The sequence below is a fragment of the Mesorhizobium sp. BR1-1-4 genome (genome assembly GCF_020165375.1).
Taxonomy (GTDB): Bacteria; Pseudomonadota; Alphaproteobacteria; order Rhizobiales; family Rhizobiaceae; genus Mesorhizobium; species Mesorhizobium australicum.
The window spans coordinates 204,817-217,838 of sequence record NZ_JAIUIB010000011.1 but is presented as its reverse complement, the minus strand read 5'-3'; the positions used below and the strand labels follow the sequence as shown (position 1 = coordinate 217,838).

The window sequence follows — 13,022 nt, the reverse complement described above, 5'->3', positions numbered from 1 at the left end:
TTACACGCCGGCTGTTTCCAGCCAGGCTTCGACCGCCACATCTTGCGCTTTACGGTCGCCAGAAGGCAATCGCGACTTTGATATAGCCATCCGCAAGCCCAACAACAACCGAAGGCCGTACGCTCAGCGTCCGCAGCGCCAGATTTTTGGTCAGATCCATCTTCTCCACATCGGACAATCGCGGCGAATTTGAGAAGTGGTTTCGGCTAATTGTCGCAGCCGGATGACCGATATGCGGCCAGGGGTTCCTGCCGGCTTCGACAAGGGCACCATCCGTGGCCGAGACGATATCCTTCCGGCGCGGTGCCTACTTCAGATATTCGCTGACCTCGACCAGATTGTCGTCGGGATCGCGGAAATAGACCGACATCATAGGTCCTCGCGCGCCGATGCGCTCAACCGGACCGACTTCGATGGCAACGCCGTCGGCCGCGAGGCCGGCCTGGATTTCGGCGAGAGGCACCGCCGACACGAGGCAGAAATCGCCAGAACCCGGCGTCGGCGTCCTTGCCTTTGGCTCGAAAGTGCGGCCGACTTCGTGCAGGTTGATCTTCTGCGAACCGAACAGAAGCGCTGTCGGCCGGTTCGGCTGATCCAGGCGCCGCATGCCAAGCACGCGCCGGTAGAAGTCGCAAGTCGCTTCAACCGAGCGGACCGTCAGCACGAAATGGTCGATGCCGGCGATCATTTCGACCTCCCCGTCAGATGTTGCGGCTGCCCGGCTTGATGGCCGGGATGGCGGCAAGCTCCGGCGGCAACCTGTCCGGCGGATAGGCCGGAACTTCATATTCGGCAAGCGCGATCAACGGCACGCCGACATGGGTCTTGCCGGCCGAACGGTCGATGATGCAGGCGGCCGCGACCACCTCTGCGCCGACGTCGCGCAGGCAATCGATGGTTTCGCGGATCGACAGACCGGTGGTGACGATGTCCTCGACGATGACGACGCGGGCGCCTCGATCGATCTCGAAGCGGCGCAGGCGGAACTCGCCTCCTTCCCGCTCCACCCAGATCGCCGGCACGGCAAGGTGGCGCGAGGTTTCGTATGCCGGGATCAGGCCGCCGATCGCCGGCCCGACGACATAGTCGATCTTGCCTGGCACGGCGGCGCGGATCTTCTTGGCCAGCGCCTTGCACAGCCGCTCGGTCTTGTCGGCATGCATGAAGACGCGTGCCTTCTGCAGGAAAACTGGACTGCGCAGGCCCGACGTCAGGATAAAATGACCCTCGAGAACAGCGCCAGCCCCGCGGAATATGTCCAGCACTTCGTCGGTATTCATCTCGTCCCCCATGGTCGGCTATCGCTAGCCATTGACGCGCCGCGCATCGCTGACGCTCGAATTGTCCTTGAGCTGCGACAGCAGCCGGTTGAGATGCTTCAGGTCCCAGACTTCGAGGTCGATCAGCATTTCGGTGAAATCGGGCGCGGTGCGCACCATCGACAGCGTATGGATGTTGGCGTCGTTGGAGGCAACGACCTGGGCGATATCGGCAAGCGAACCCGGCGCGTTGATGGCGGTGACCGAGACGCGCGCGGGGAACCGTTCCTTGGTGCGCTCGTCGATGTCCCAGCGCACGTCGATCCAGCGCTCCGGCTGATCGTCGAAGGCCTGCAGCGCCGGAGACTGGATCGGGTAGATGGTGATGCCGGTGCCCGGCTGGACGATGCCGACGATACGATCGCCAGGGACCGCGCCTTCCGGCGCGAAGCGCACCGGCAGGTCGCCGCGCACGCCGCGGATCGGCACGGCGCCGGCGCCTGGCTGGTCCTTGTCCTTGCGCGCGGCCCGGCCAGGTATCTGGAACAGCATGCCTGCGGCGTTGCGGATCTTCGACCAGCCCTCCTCGCGCTGCTTGGGCGCTGCCGGCGTGACGCGCTCGTCCTTGTAGTCGGGGAACACCGCCTTCATGACATCGGTTGAGGCCAGTTCGCCGCGGCCCACGGATGCCAGCACATCCTCGATGTCCTTGCGTGCCAGCCTGTGCAGCACGGGCTTCAGGCTTTCCCTGGTGAAGGTCTTGCCGGCTCGTTCGAAGGCACGCTCCAGGATACGCGCGCCAAGGCCAGAATACTGCTTGCGGATCGCATTCTTGGTGGCGCGGCGGATGGCTGCGCGCGCCTTGCCGGTGACGACGACCGATTCCCATGCGGCTGGTGGCACCTGCGCTTTGGAGCGGATGATCTCGACTTCGTCGCCATTCTTCAGTTCCGTCATCAGCGGCATGATGCGGCCATTGACCTTGGCGCCGACGCAGGTGTCGCCGACATCGGTGTGGACCGCATAGGCGAAATCGATCGGCGTGGCGCCGCGCGGCAAGGCAATCAGCATGCCTTTCGGCGTGAAGCAGAACACCTGGTCCTGGAACAGCTCCAGCTTGGTGTTCTCGAGAAAATCCTCGGGATTGTCGCCCTCGGCCAACTGCTCGATGGTACGGCGCAGCCAAGCGTAGGCGTTGGTCTCCTTCGAGATCGCATGGCCGGCGCCGTTCGTCTTGCCGCCGGTGTCCTTGTAGATCGAATGGGCGGCGACGCCGTATTCGGCGATCTTGTTCATCTCGCGGGTGCGGATCTGCAGTTCGACGCGCTGGCGCGAAGGCCCGACGATGGTGGTGTGGATCGAACGGTAGTCGTTCTGCTTCGGGGTCGAGATGTAATCCTTGAAACGGCCGGGCACCATCGACCAAGTGGTGTGGATGGCACCCAGCGCGCGATAGCAGTCCTCGACGCTGTCAACGACAACACGGAAGCCGAAAATGTCGGACAGCTGCTCGAAGGACAGCGCCTTGGCCTCCATCTTGCGGAACACCGACCATGGCTTCTTCTGCCGGCTCTTCACGCCGGCGTTGATGGCGTGCTTTTCAAACAGGGCCGACAGCGCCTTTTCAATGTCGGTCAGCACGCCCTTGTTGCGCTCGAATATCTCGGCGAGCCGCGCGGTGACGGCCCGGTAGGCTTCCGGATTGATGAAGCGGAAGGCGATCTCTTCCAGCTCCTCGCGCATGCCTTGCATGCCCATGCGCCCGGCCAGCGGCGCGTAGATATCCATCGTCTCCTCGGCGATGCGCAGGCGTTTGGCCTCGGGCATGTGATCGAGGGTGCGCATGTTGTGCAAACGGTCGGCGAGCTTGACCAGCAGCACGCGAACATCTTCCGAGATCGCCAGCAAAAGCTTGCGCAGGTTCTCCGCCTGCTCGGCCTTCTTGGAGACGAGGTCGAGTTTCTTGAGCTTGGTCAGGCCCTCGACCAGCTTGCCCATTTCGGGGCCGAACAGATCGTCGATCTCGGCCCGCGTCGCCGTCGTGTCCTCGATGGTGTCGTGCAGCAGGGCGACGGCGATGGTCGCCTCGTCCATGTGCATCTCGGTGAGGATGGCGGCGACTTCGAGCGGATGCGAGAAATAGGGATCGCCGGAAGCGCGCTTCTGGTGGCCATGCTTCTGCATGGCGTAGACATAGGCCTTGTTGAGCAACGCCTCGTTGACGTCAGGCTTGTAGCGCTGGACGCGCTCGACAAGCTCATACTGACGCATCATGGGCTAAATCTCTCGGCGATGAAATGAATCATGCGCCGCACTGTTGTACGGCGCATGCCGGTACCAACTGTCGCAAATACCAGATTCACGCATTATGCCAAGTGCGGCCAAAACTGCATCTGGTATTTGCGACAGTTGGTACTAGATAGCCACGAAACCGCCGGGACGGAAGTGCCGGAACGGAGGCTTAGTAGTCGTCGCTCTTTTCCGGGGGCACCAGGCCTTCGATGCCAGCCAGGAGATCTTCCTCGGTCATCCGGTCGAAGGTGACGTTCTCCTCGGCGTCGTCGGCTTCGGCGGCCGCAACAGCGCCGCCGGTCTGATCAGCGATCACTTCGCCATCGGCTTCGGGCTCGTCGACCTCGACATGCTTCTGCAGCGAATGGATCAGATCTTCCTTGAGATCATCGGGCGACAGCGTCTCGTCGGCGATCTCGCGCAGTGCGATGACGGGGTTCTTGTCGTTGTCGCGCGGGACGGTGATCTGCGCGCCCTGGCTGATCTGACGGGCGCGGTGGCCGGCCAGAAGCACCAGCTCGAAGCGGTTGTCGACCTTGTCGATGCAATCTTCAACGGTTACGCGGGCCATGGACTGCCCCTTTCATGCCTGGATTTAATGGAAAACAGGCGCGGTCCATAACCCGAACGGCGCCAAAATACAAGCATCATGGCAATGCGGGCCCACAGGGCACTCAATCTCAATATCGAACTCCCGATCTAGCAAAGCAGCCGGGTCCAGGGTTCGGCGCCACGATCACAATTGCTTGCAGTGCGCCACATGCCCTTGGATTGCCACCAAACTGGCGTTATCTCGATTGGTCCAAGGTCGGCCGGTTATTAGAGCCTGACCGATAGTCGCTACCGCATTTCGTTTAGACGGCCGTTTTTTCGAAAAGGATTATTTCCATGTTCGACCCTCGTGAAAAAATCGCCCTGTTCATCGACGGCGCCAATCTCTACGCCACATCGCGCGCGCTCGGGTTCGACATCGATTATCGCAAGCTCCTGGCGAGCTTCCACAAGCGCGGTTACCTGTTGCGCGCCTATTATTACACCGCGCTGGTCGAGGACCAGGAATACTCCTCGATCCGGCCACTGATCGACTGGCTCGACTATAACGGGTTCAAGGTGGTCACCAAGCCGGCCAAGGAATTCACCGACTCGACCGGCCGTCGCAAGATCAAGGGCAACATGGACATCGAGCTTACCGTCGATGCCCTGGAACTCGCCGATGTCGTCGACCACTATGTCATATTCTCCGGAGACGGTGATTTCCGAACGCTGGTCGAAGCGCTGCAACGGCGTGGCCGCAAGGTGTCGATCGTCTCGACCATGGCCTCGCAACCTCCGATGATCTCAGACGACCTGCGCCGGCAGGCCGACCATTTCATCGACCTGGCGACGCTGAAGAACGAAGTCGGCCGCGATCCCTCCGAACGACCGGCACGGCGGCCCGAACCGGCTGAAGTCGACGAGGACGACTACTGAGGCAGGTCGACTTGACCGCCCCTTCACTTTCCGAACCCAGCCGCGATTGCCCGCTCTGCCCGCGGCTGCATGATTTCATCGCCGAATGGCGGCAGCGCGAGCCGTCATGGTTCAACGCGCCGGTGCCGACCTTCCTGCCACTGGGTGGCGAAGATACCGTCCAGCTTCTGATCGTTGGTCTGGCGCCTGGCCTGCGCGGCGCCAACCGCACCGGGCGCCCCTTTACCGGCGACTATGCCGGCGACCTGCTCTATTCGACACTGATTGCCCACAACTTCGCACGCGGCGAGTTCAAGGCGCGGCCCGATGATGGGCTGGAACTCCTCGGCACGGCGATCACCAACGCGGTGCGCTGCGTGCCGCCGGAGAACAAGCCGGTCGGTGCCGAGATCGCCACCTGCCGGACATTCCTGGTGCCGACGATCGCTCGCTTTCCCAACCTGCGCGCCGTGCTGGCGCTGGGATCGATCGCACACCAGTCGACCGTGCGGGCACTGGGCGGGCGCGTCGCCGCCTATCCATTCAAACATGGCGGCCAGTTGGAAGCCGGCGGCATCATGCTGTTTTCGAGCTACCATTGCTCGCGCTACAACACCAACACCGGTGTGTTGACCGAAGACATGTTCGTCAGGGTATTTGGCGAGATTGCGGCATTCCTGAAGAACTGAGCTCTCGGATACCGTGCGGTCTGCGGTGCCTGCTCACACCGGCAGCAAGGCATCCGGCTTCACGTCGCCGATCGAGGCATAGGTATGTGTCTCCTTCACCCCCGGCAGCGGCAGGATGACGCGTTTGAGAAAGTCCTGATAGTCGGCCATCTCGGCAATGCGGGCCTTCACGAGATAGTCGAAGCCGCCGACGACCATGTGGCATTCCAGAACCTCGGGCGCCTTTGCCACCGCCTCGGCGAAGCGGTCAAAGATATGCGGGGCCGCATGATCGAGCCGCACCTCGATGAAGACAAGCATGCCGCGGCCAATCTTTGCCGGATTGAGCACCGCCCTGACGGCGGTGATGAACCCGTCGCGAAACAGGCGTTTCACGCGCTGGCTGGCGCCGGTTGTGACAGGCCGACGCGCGCTGCCAGGTCGAGCGTGGTGCGGCGCCCATCTTCCTGCAGCAGTCGCAGAAGACTGCGGTCGACGGCGTCCAGGTCGACTGGTTCAGGATTCACGTTCAAGTCCTCCTATTTGCGTGAATTGCACTTCAAATTGTAAAAAACAGCGTATTTTGTCGCGACCATTTCGACCATAGGCTGCGCTTCATCGCAAGGTCGGGGGCTGTCTCCTCCTGGCGACATGAACATGCGGCGGAACTGACATGGCAGACGGACGAGACACGGGAGACACAAGACTGGCGGTGATCGCCGGCCTTGTCATGATCGCCATCTATGCAGCGCAGTTCGTCGCCGCCCGCTTCAGCCTCAGGGAGCATCTGACGGCCACCGACATGGCCAGCCTGCGCTTTGCAGGTGCCGGCGCGGTGTTCCTGCCGATCGTCTGGAGACGCGGCCTGGCGACCATGAAGGCGCTGGGCTGGCGGCGTGGACTGACGTTGGCGGTACTAGCCGGATTGCCCTATCCGCTGATCATCAACTGGGGTCTGACCCACGCGCCCGCCGCCCATGCCGCGGCGCTCTGCCCGGCCTCGATCGTGTTCTTCTCGTTCCTATTGTCGCTGTTCAGGGAAAGCGCGTCGCGTCGGCGGATCATTGGCGTCGTCACGATCATCGCCGGCTTGTTGCTGTTCATAGCGCCGGCGCGCACCGGCGCCAGCGATGTCCTGTTCGGGGACCTGCTGTTTATCGGATCGGGCGCGATGTTTTCCACATATGCCGTTCTTGTGCAGCGATGGCGTGTCGACCCGGTCACGGCGACCGCGAGCGTCGTGCTTTTGTCCTGCCTGCCGCTGCCACTTCTTTATGTCTTTGCGCCAAGCGGCCTCCATGCCGCCGCAGGCGCCGAAATCGCCAGCCAGATCGTCATTCAAGGTCTTCTCGCGGGCGCTGCGGCAATGTTCCTCTACACTTACATTGTCGACCGATTGGGCTCACAGGCTGCATCGCTGTTCCTGCCGGGTGTGCCGGTCGCCACCGTGATGGTCGGCATGGTCGTGCTTGGCGAGACCCCGCTGGCTATCCAATGCGTGGCCATCGCCATCATGGCCGCCGGGATGGGTTATTCGGCGATGGGTCGACGCAGCACCAGGGAAAATCTGGCTGTCTCGACATCAGCTGGATCGTGAATGGTTTGAGGGGCATGGCAGGCTGCCGAAGAACCGGACCGGGCATCGGATCGGGCCTGTTCATCAAGGTGTGGAGGCGAGCAGCGCGGCCAACTTCTCCGGCCCGCCCTGCAAAACGTTCAGATCGACGTCCCCCTCGATGCCGTTCACGCGCCCCCTGTTGTGGTACTGCCAGTAGATCCAGTCACGGCGGTCCGGTTCCATGAGCAGTGAGCGTAGCCAGAGTGGGCGAGCGGCGATTTGCCCGGCATAAGCGGCCTCGGCTTCATCCGTAAGATAGACGATCGCCGGCTTGCCGAATGCCGCCTCGACAGGTCCGAGGAAGGCCTGGAGTTCGGCATTCAACTGTTCGGGCGACGGACGCCGCGGACAGTTGCCGCCGAACTCGATGTCGACCACGGGCGGCAGCAGCGGCTGATCGTGCGGCACCACCGAGATGAAATTCCTCGCCTGGTCGGCGCCCGGCCGGCAGAAGGTGAAGAAATGATAGGCGCCGACGGCGAGTCCGGCGGCGCGGGCCTCGCGCAGATTGCCGGCGAAGGCGTCGTCGACATGGTCGCCGCCTTCAGTCGCCTTGATGACGACGAAAGCCACATCATCGGCGGCAACACGCCGCCAGTCGATCCGGCCCTGATGATGGGAGACGTCGATGCCCCTGACCGGATATCGGTCGCGATCGGGAGAGTAGGTGCGGAAATAGGCCACTCCTCCCACAGCAATGACACATGCCAGGGCAAGACTGGCTACGCCCCAGAGAACAATCCGCTTCTTCAAGACCATCCCCTGTTGAACTTGCCGGTGTTCGACGTTGAAAACCCGACCGCTGGCTTTCCAGGCTATCTCCCGATCACCCGCGTTCCTTCAACAGCCGGCCTTTTTCGCGCGACCAGTCGCGTTGCTTTTCGGTCTCGCGCTTGTCGTGCAGTTTCTTGCCGCGGCCGACGGCAAGCAGCAGCTTGGCGCGTCCCTGGTCGTTGAAATAGATTTTCAGCGGCACCAGCGTCATGCCTTCGCGGTCCACGCTCTGCGACAGCTTGGCCATTTCGCGCTTGTTGAGCAGCAGTTTGCGGCGGCGGCGCGGCTCGTGGTTGAAGCGGTTGGCCTGCAGATATTCGGGCAGATAGGAATTGATCAGCCAGATCTCGCCGCCTTCGACCGAGGCATAGCTGTCCTGGATGTTGGCCTGGCCCTGACGCAGCGACTTGACCTCGGTTCCGGTCAGCACAAGGCCGGCCTCGATCGTGTCGAGCACCTCGTAGGAAAACCGCGCTTTGCGGTTTTCGGCAACGGTCTTGTTGTTGGGATCGGCTTTTCTGACTTGGTTCATGAGGTCTAGAGTCCGTTTCGAAACTCGCTCCCGCGAGTCAGATGATGGTGCTACCGAGAACCGGAGCGGAGCGTACATATAGTACGGGAACACCGGAAGCGCAGGTGGCGCCTTCAGATGATCGCGGGAGCAGACTTCCCAAACGGCTCGCTAATTGATCAAGCCGGCGTGCTTCATGGCCGCATCGATCCTCTCGGCCGTTGCCGGCTCGACAGTCACCAGCGGCGAACGCAGCACGTTCTCGACCTTGCCCAGCTTCGACAGTGCATATTTCGCGCCGGACACGCCGGGCTCGATAAAGATCGCCTTGTGCAGCGGCAAGAGACGGTCCTGCAGCTCCAGCGCCTTCGCACTGTCGCCCGAAAGCGTTGCTTCCTGGAATTCGGCGCAGAGCCGCGGCGCGACGTTCGAGGTCACTGAGATGCAGCCGACACCACCATGCGCGTTGAAACCGAGCGCGGAAGCGTCCTCACCCGAAAGCTGGATAAAATCCTTGCCACAGGTCATGCGCTGCTCCGACACGCGCTCGACCTTGCCGGTGGCGTCCTTGACGCCGACGATGTTCTTGAAGTCGTGCGCCAGCCGGCCCATCGTCTCCGGCATCATGTCGATGACCGAGCGCGGCGGGATGTTGTAGATGATGATCGGCAGCTTGGTCGCCCGGGCGACAGCGGCAAAATGCTCGTAGAGGCCGCGCTGTGTCGGCTTGTTGTAATAGGGCGTTACGACCAGGGCAGCATCGGCGCCGGCCTTTTCGGCATACTGCACGAGCCCGACGGCTTCCTCGGTGTTGTTGGAACCGGCACCGGCAACCACCGGGGCGCGGCCCTTGGCCACCTCGATGCAGATCTTGACGACGTGGCGATGCTCGTCATGCGACAGCGTAGGCGACTCGCCCGTTGTGCCGACAGGAACCAGGCCTGTCGTGCCCTCGCCAAGCTGCCAGTCGACGAATGCGCGAAAGGCTTTCTCGTCGAAACGCCCGCTCTTTTCGAACGGTGTCACGAGCGCGGTAAGCGAGCCTCTCAGCATGTCGTCCAACTCCTTGGGACTTCTCGGTTCACGCATGTCGTTGTCCCAAAACCGGTATCCACTTTTGGGCGCCATGCACTTTGTTGGTTGTGCATGTCGTTACCCCAAAACCGGTATCCACTTTTGGGCGCCATGCATCGGTGTTTCGTGGTGCGCCTTCTAACCGAAAGCGAAGCCGCGCACCATAGTCTCGACATTGTTGCGCGGCAAGCATTGCCATGGTGCCAGCAAGCGTAATTCGAACGGCCTCGATAACCCTTTGTTTACGAGCCCTTCACGACCTAAGTTTAGGCTTCAAGGCTTCTTCGCCGCCGGTAAAATACTGGATTAAGGAAAGACACGCGATCATGCCGACCAGTCGGCCCCATCTCTTCGCGCTGCTTGGCGCCGTCGCCGCGCTGATGCCCGGCGTGGCGATCAGCGGCAGCGTCGATGTGCGGGTCACCTCGGCCATCCCGGTGCCTGGTGTACAGGACAAGGCGCAACAGGCCCCCTCACCCAGCGTCGCGCGGTTGAAAAGTGGGCTGGATGCGCTGGCGGCCGGCGATATTGCCGGCGCGCGCGGCGTGCGTGATGCACTGCCCGCACAATCGCTCGACCAGCACATATTGGCCTGGGCGATCGCGCTTTACGGCGGAGACAAGGTTCCGAGCGGCGACATCGCGGCGGCCGCGAAGATGCTGCCCAACTGGCCGGGCACCGTCGCCTTGCGCAAGAACAGCGAGCGCGCGCTCTACCGCGAAAACCCGGCGGCGGATGTCGTCGTCAAGGCATTCGACGGCAGCCAGCCGCAGACATTCGAAGGCGTGATGGTTCTCGCGCGCGCCTATGTGTCGTCCGGCAACGCCAAGGCGGCGCGATCGGTGCTGTCGCCGTTCTGGCGCACCGCGATCCTGGAGGCCAAGGACGAGACGGCTCTGATCAAGGAGTTCGGCAGCCTTGTTCCTGCAGCCGACCACCGTTTTCGCATGGAGCGCATGTTCTATGCCGACCGGGTGAGTTCCGCCTTGCGTGTCGCCGGCCTCGCCGGCGCCCAGCAGCTTGCCGACGCCTGGGCGGCGGCCGACAGGGGCGACAAGAATGCCGCCAAACTGCTGAAGGCGGTGCCGGCGGCGCAGCGTTCGGCCGGCTATTTCTTCGCGCAGGCCGAGTATCTGCGCAAGCAGCAGGATTTTGCGGGCGCCGCGGCGGTTGTCGTGAAGGCGCCGGCGGACCGTGACTCCCTGGTCGATCCGGATGCCTGGTGGGTCGAACGCCGGGTGCTGTCGCGCGAACTGGTCGACCAGGGCGACATGAAGACGGCATACAGGATAGTCGCCACGCATACCGCCGAAAGCGCGGCCAATGCGGCGGAAGCCGAGTTCCATGCCGGCTGGTACGCGCTGCGTGGCCTGAACGATCCCAAGCTCGCGGCGACGCATTTCGCGCGCATCGCCGACCTTGCCCAGGGACCGATGACCCTGTCGCGCGCCTATTACTGGCTCGGCCGCGCGGCGGAAGTCGGAGGCCCTGGCAATGCCAAGGACTATTTTGGACGTGCGGCGACCTACGGCACCACGTTTTACGGCCAGCTCGCCGCCGAACGTGTCGGCCGGCAGGCGCTCAACATCGTCTATCCCCAGCCAAGTGCCGCCGACCGGCAGAGCTTTGCCGGCCGCGAGGCCGTCTCCGCCATCAAGCGCCTGCAGGAGGCGGGCTACGACCGCTATGCCGAAACGCTCTACCGCGACCTTGCCGGCCAGTTGACCAGTCCGGGTGAACTGGCGCTGCTCGCCATCCTGGCGGAAAAGCAGGATAACCATTTCATGGCGCTGAAAATCGGCAAGATCGCCGGAGCGCGGGGCATCGACGTCGGAGCGCTGTCCCATCCGCTCGGCGTCATCCCCGATTCGGCCAATATTTCCGGTTCCGGCAAGGCGCTGGCCTACGCGATCGCCCGCCAGGAAAGCGAATTCAATATCGGCGCCATATCCAGTGCCGGTGCGCGCGGGCTGCTGCAGCTGATGCCGGCAACCGCCAGGCAATTGGCGAAGAAGGCTGGATTGCAGTTTTCGCAGACCAGACTGACAACCGACGCCGCCTATAATGCGACGCTTGGTTCGGCCTTCCTCGGCGAACAGCTGGATCGCTTCAACGGCTCGTACGTATTGACCTTCGCGGGCTACAATGCCGGCCCGGCCCGGGCCGGCCAGTGGGTGGCGAAATATGGTGACCCGCGCGGCAAGGACATCGATGCGGTGGTGGACTGGATCGAACGGATTCCCTACACGGAAACAAGAAGTTACGTGCAGCGCGTGATGGAGAATTACGAGGTCTACAAGATGCGTATCTCCGGCAAGTACGACATCGTCGGCGATCTCGTGAACGGGCGGAGTTGAAGTTTTTGCTCTTCCTTCGTGAGGAGAAGGAGGAGCCTTTCCCATTTGACCCTCCTGCGCTCCGTCTATAGCAGACGTGGACGATCCCTTCGGCTAAGGAGCCCGTCCCATGTCGAGCAACCCAGGTTTCTCCGACTTCTTCTATGCCGCGCCAGATGGGCTGAGACTTCACGCGCGCGTCTATGGCGAAGCGAATTCCGCACATTGGCCGGTCGTCTGCCTGCCTGGCCTGACACGTAATGCGCGGGATTTTCACGAGCTGGCGCTCTATCTCTCAACGCGATCCGCCTTGGCGCGCAAGGTCATCGCCTTCGACTATCGCGGACGCGGACAGTCGGCCTACGATCCCGATGTCAGTCACTATAATGTCGGCGTCGAGGCGGGGGACATCCTTGCCGGGCTGACGGCGCTCGGCATCGAACAGGCGGCCTTCATCGGCACCTCGCGCGGCGGGCTGATCATCCATGTGCTTGGCGCGATGCAGCCGGCGGCGCTGAAAGCCATCGTGCTCAACGACATCGGGCCAGTGATCGAACCCGCCGGCCTTGCCTATATCCGCGCCTATCTCGATCCCACGCCAAGACCGAAGAGCCGTGCCAAGACTGTCGATGCCCTGCGCGACACGCATGGCGGCGACTTTCCCGCCCTCGCTTCGGCGGATTGGGAGCGGATGGCGTCGGCGCTCTATCGCCAGACGGATCAGGGGCTGATGCCGGATTTCGACCCGAGGCTGGTTGAAACGCTCGCCGCCCTCGACCTAAGCAAGAAACTGCCGGATTTGTGGGCGCAATTCGAGGCGCTGGCCGTCATGCCTATGCTGGTCATACGCGGCGCCAGTTCGAGACTTTTGTCCGTCGAGACGCTTGAAGAAATGAAGAAGCGCCACCCAAACCTCGAGGGGATCACGGTCGAGGGCCAAGGCCACGCGCCTTTCCTCGAGACCGGCAGCCTGCCCGTCGCCGTTGCTGCTTTTCTCGATCGCGCCGAGAGGCAAATAAGCGGCAAATAAGCCCCAAGACC

Annotated in this window: 12 protein-coding genes and 1 pseudogene; 5 read left to right on the top strand and 8 right to left on the bottom strand. The window is 62.6% G+C overall.

The genetic code is table 11. The annotated features are described in order from the left end of the window. Positions 1 to 307 precede the first annotated feature (307 nt). From LB571_RS23615 to rpoZ, 4 genes are all read right to left on the bottom strand, one after another. Entirely contained in the window at positions 308 to 688 is a 381-nt protein-coding gene (locus LB571_RS23615; RefSeq protein ID WP_015318578.1) for a VOC family protein, read from the bottom strand. A 13-nt stretch (positions 689 to 701) separates the two neighbouring features. Continuing rightward, complete coding sequence (gene pyrE, locus LB571_RS23610; RefSeq protein ID WP_140663087.1) at positions 702 to 1,280, bottom strand: orotate phosphoribosyltransferase; 579 nt, start codon at positions 1,278 to 1,280, stop codon at positions 702 to 704. 24 nt (positions 1,281 to 1,304) lie between these two features. Then, positions 1,305 to 3,533: a RelA/SpoT family protein gene (locus LB571_RS23605; protein ID WP_023771627.1), complete on the bottom strand. Its 2,229-nt coding sequence runs from the start codon at positions 3,531 to 3,533 to the stop codon at positions 1,305 to 1,307. 187 nt (positions 3,534 to 3,720) lie between these two features. Beyond that, positions 3,721 to 4,122, bottom strand: coding sequence for a DNA-directed RNA polymerase subunit omega (gene rpoZ / locus LB571_RS23600; protein WP_015318581.1), 402 nt, complete (start codon positions 4,120 to 4,122; stop codon positions 3,721 to 3,723). A 317-nt stretch (positions 4,123 to 4,439) separates the two neighbouring features. Here rpoZ and LB571_RS23595 point away from each other — a divergent pair, with 317 nt between their 5' ends. Both LB571_RS23595 and LB571_RS23590 read left to right on the top strand, forming a co-directional pair. Further along, positions 4,440 to 5,021 carry an NYN domain-containing protein gene (locus LB571_RS23595; protein WP_015318582.1) on the top strand — a complete coding sequence of 194 codons (582 nt, stop codon included), beginning with the start codon at positions 4,440 to 4,442 and terminating at the stop codon, positions 5,019 to 5,021. 11 nt (positions 5,022 to 5,032) lie between these two features. Next, the gene (locus LB571_RS23590) at positions 5,033 to 5,689 is read left to right on the top strand and encodes a uracil-DNA glycosylase (RefSeq protein WP_140663089.1); all 657 of its coding nucleotides are present in this window, start codon (positions 5,033 to 5,035) and stop codon (positions 5,687 to 5,689) included. Positions 5,690 to 5,722: 33 nt separating this feature from the next. On the opposite strand, the pseudogene LB571_RS23585 reads toward LB571_RS23590, so the two are convergent. After that, positions 5,723 to 6,195, bottom strand: a pseudogene (locus LB571_RS23585) (Lrp/AsnC family transcriptional regulator). A 146-nt stretch (positions 6,196 to 6,341) separates the two neighbouring features. On the opposite strand from LB571_RS23585, the gene LB571_RS23580 reads away from it, so the two are divergent. Next, positions 6,342 to 7,265 carry a DMT family transporter gene (locus LB571_RS23580; protein WP_140726453.1) on the top strand — a complete coding sequence of 308 codons (924 nt, stop codon included), beginning with the start codon at positions 6,342 to 6,344 and terminating at the stop codon, positions 7,263 to 7,265. Positions 7,266 to 7,328: 63 nt separating this feature from the next. Here the strand turns inward: LB571_RS23580 and LB571_RS23575 are convergent, their stop codons facing one another. The 3 genes from LB571_RS23575 to dapA form a co-directional block, all read right to left on the bottom strand. Next, the gene (locus LB571_RS23575) at positions 7,329 to 8,039 is read right to left on the bottom strand and encodes a GH25 family lysozyme (protein WP_224598387.1); all 711 of its coding nucleotides are present in this window, start codon (positions 8,037 to 8,039) and stop codon (positions 7,329 to 7,331) included. 73 nt (positions 8,040 to 8,112) lie between these two features. Then, positions 8,113 to 8,592, bottom strand: a complete 480-nt coding sequence (gene smpB, locus LB571_RS23570; RefSeq protein WP_006202221.1) for an SsrA-binding protein SmpB — start codon at positions 8,590 to 8,592, stop codon at positions 8,113 to 8,115. Positions 8,593 to 8,742: 150 nt separating this feature from the next. Next, positions 8,743 to 9,624 carry a 4-hydroxy-tetrahydrodipicolinate synthase gene (gene dapA, locus LB571_RS23565; protein ID WP_015318586.1) on the bottom strand — a complete coding sequence of 294 codons (882 nt, stop codon included), beginning with the start codon at positions 9,622 to 9,624 and terminating at the stop codon, positions 8,743 to 8,745. 347 nt (positions 9,625 to 9,971) lie between these two features. On the opposite strand from dapA, the gene LB571_RS23560 reads away from it, so the two are divergent. Continuing rightward, entirely contained in the window at positions 9,972 to 12,002 is a 2,031-nt protein-coding gene (locus LB571_RS23560; RefSeq protein WP_224598385.1) for a lytic transglycosylase domain-containing protein, read from the top strand. Positions 12,003 to 12,111: 109 nt separating this feature from the next. Next, positions 12,112 to 13,011, top strand: coding sequence for an alpha/beta fold hydrolase (locus LB571_RS23555; RefSeq protein WP_224598383.1), 900 nt, complete (start codon positions 12,112 to 12,114; stop codon positions 13,009 to 13,011). Positions 13,012 to 13,022: the final 11 nt, after the last annotated feature.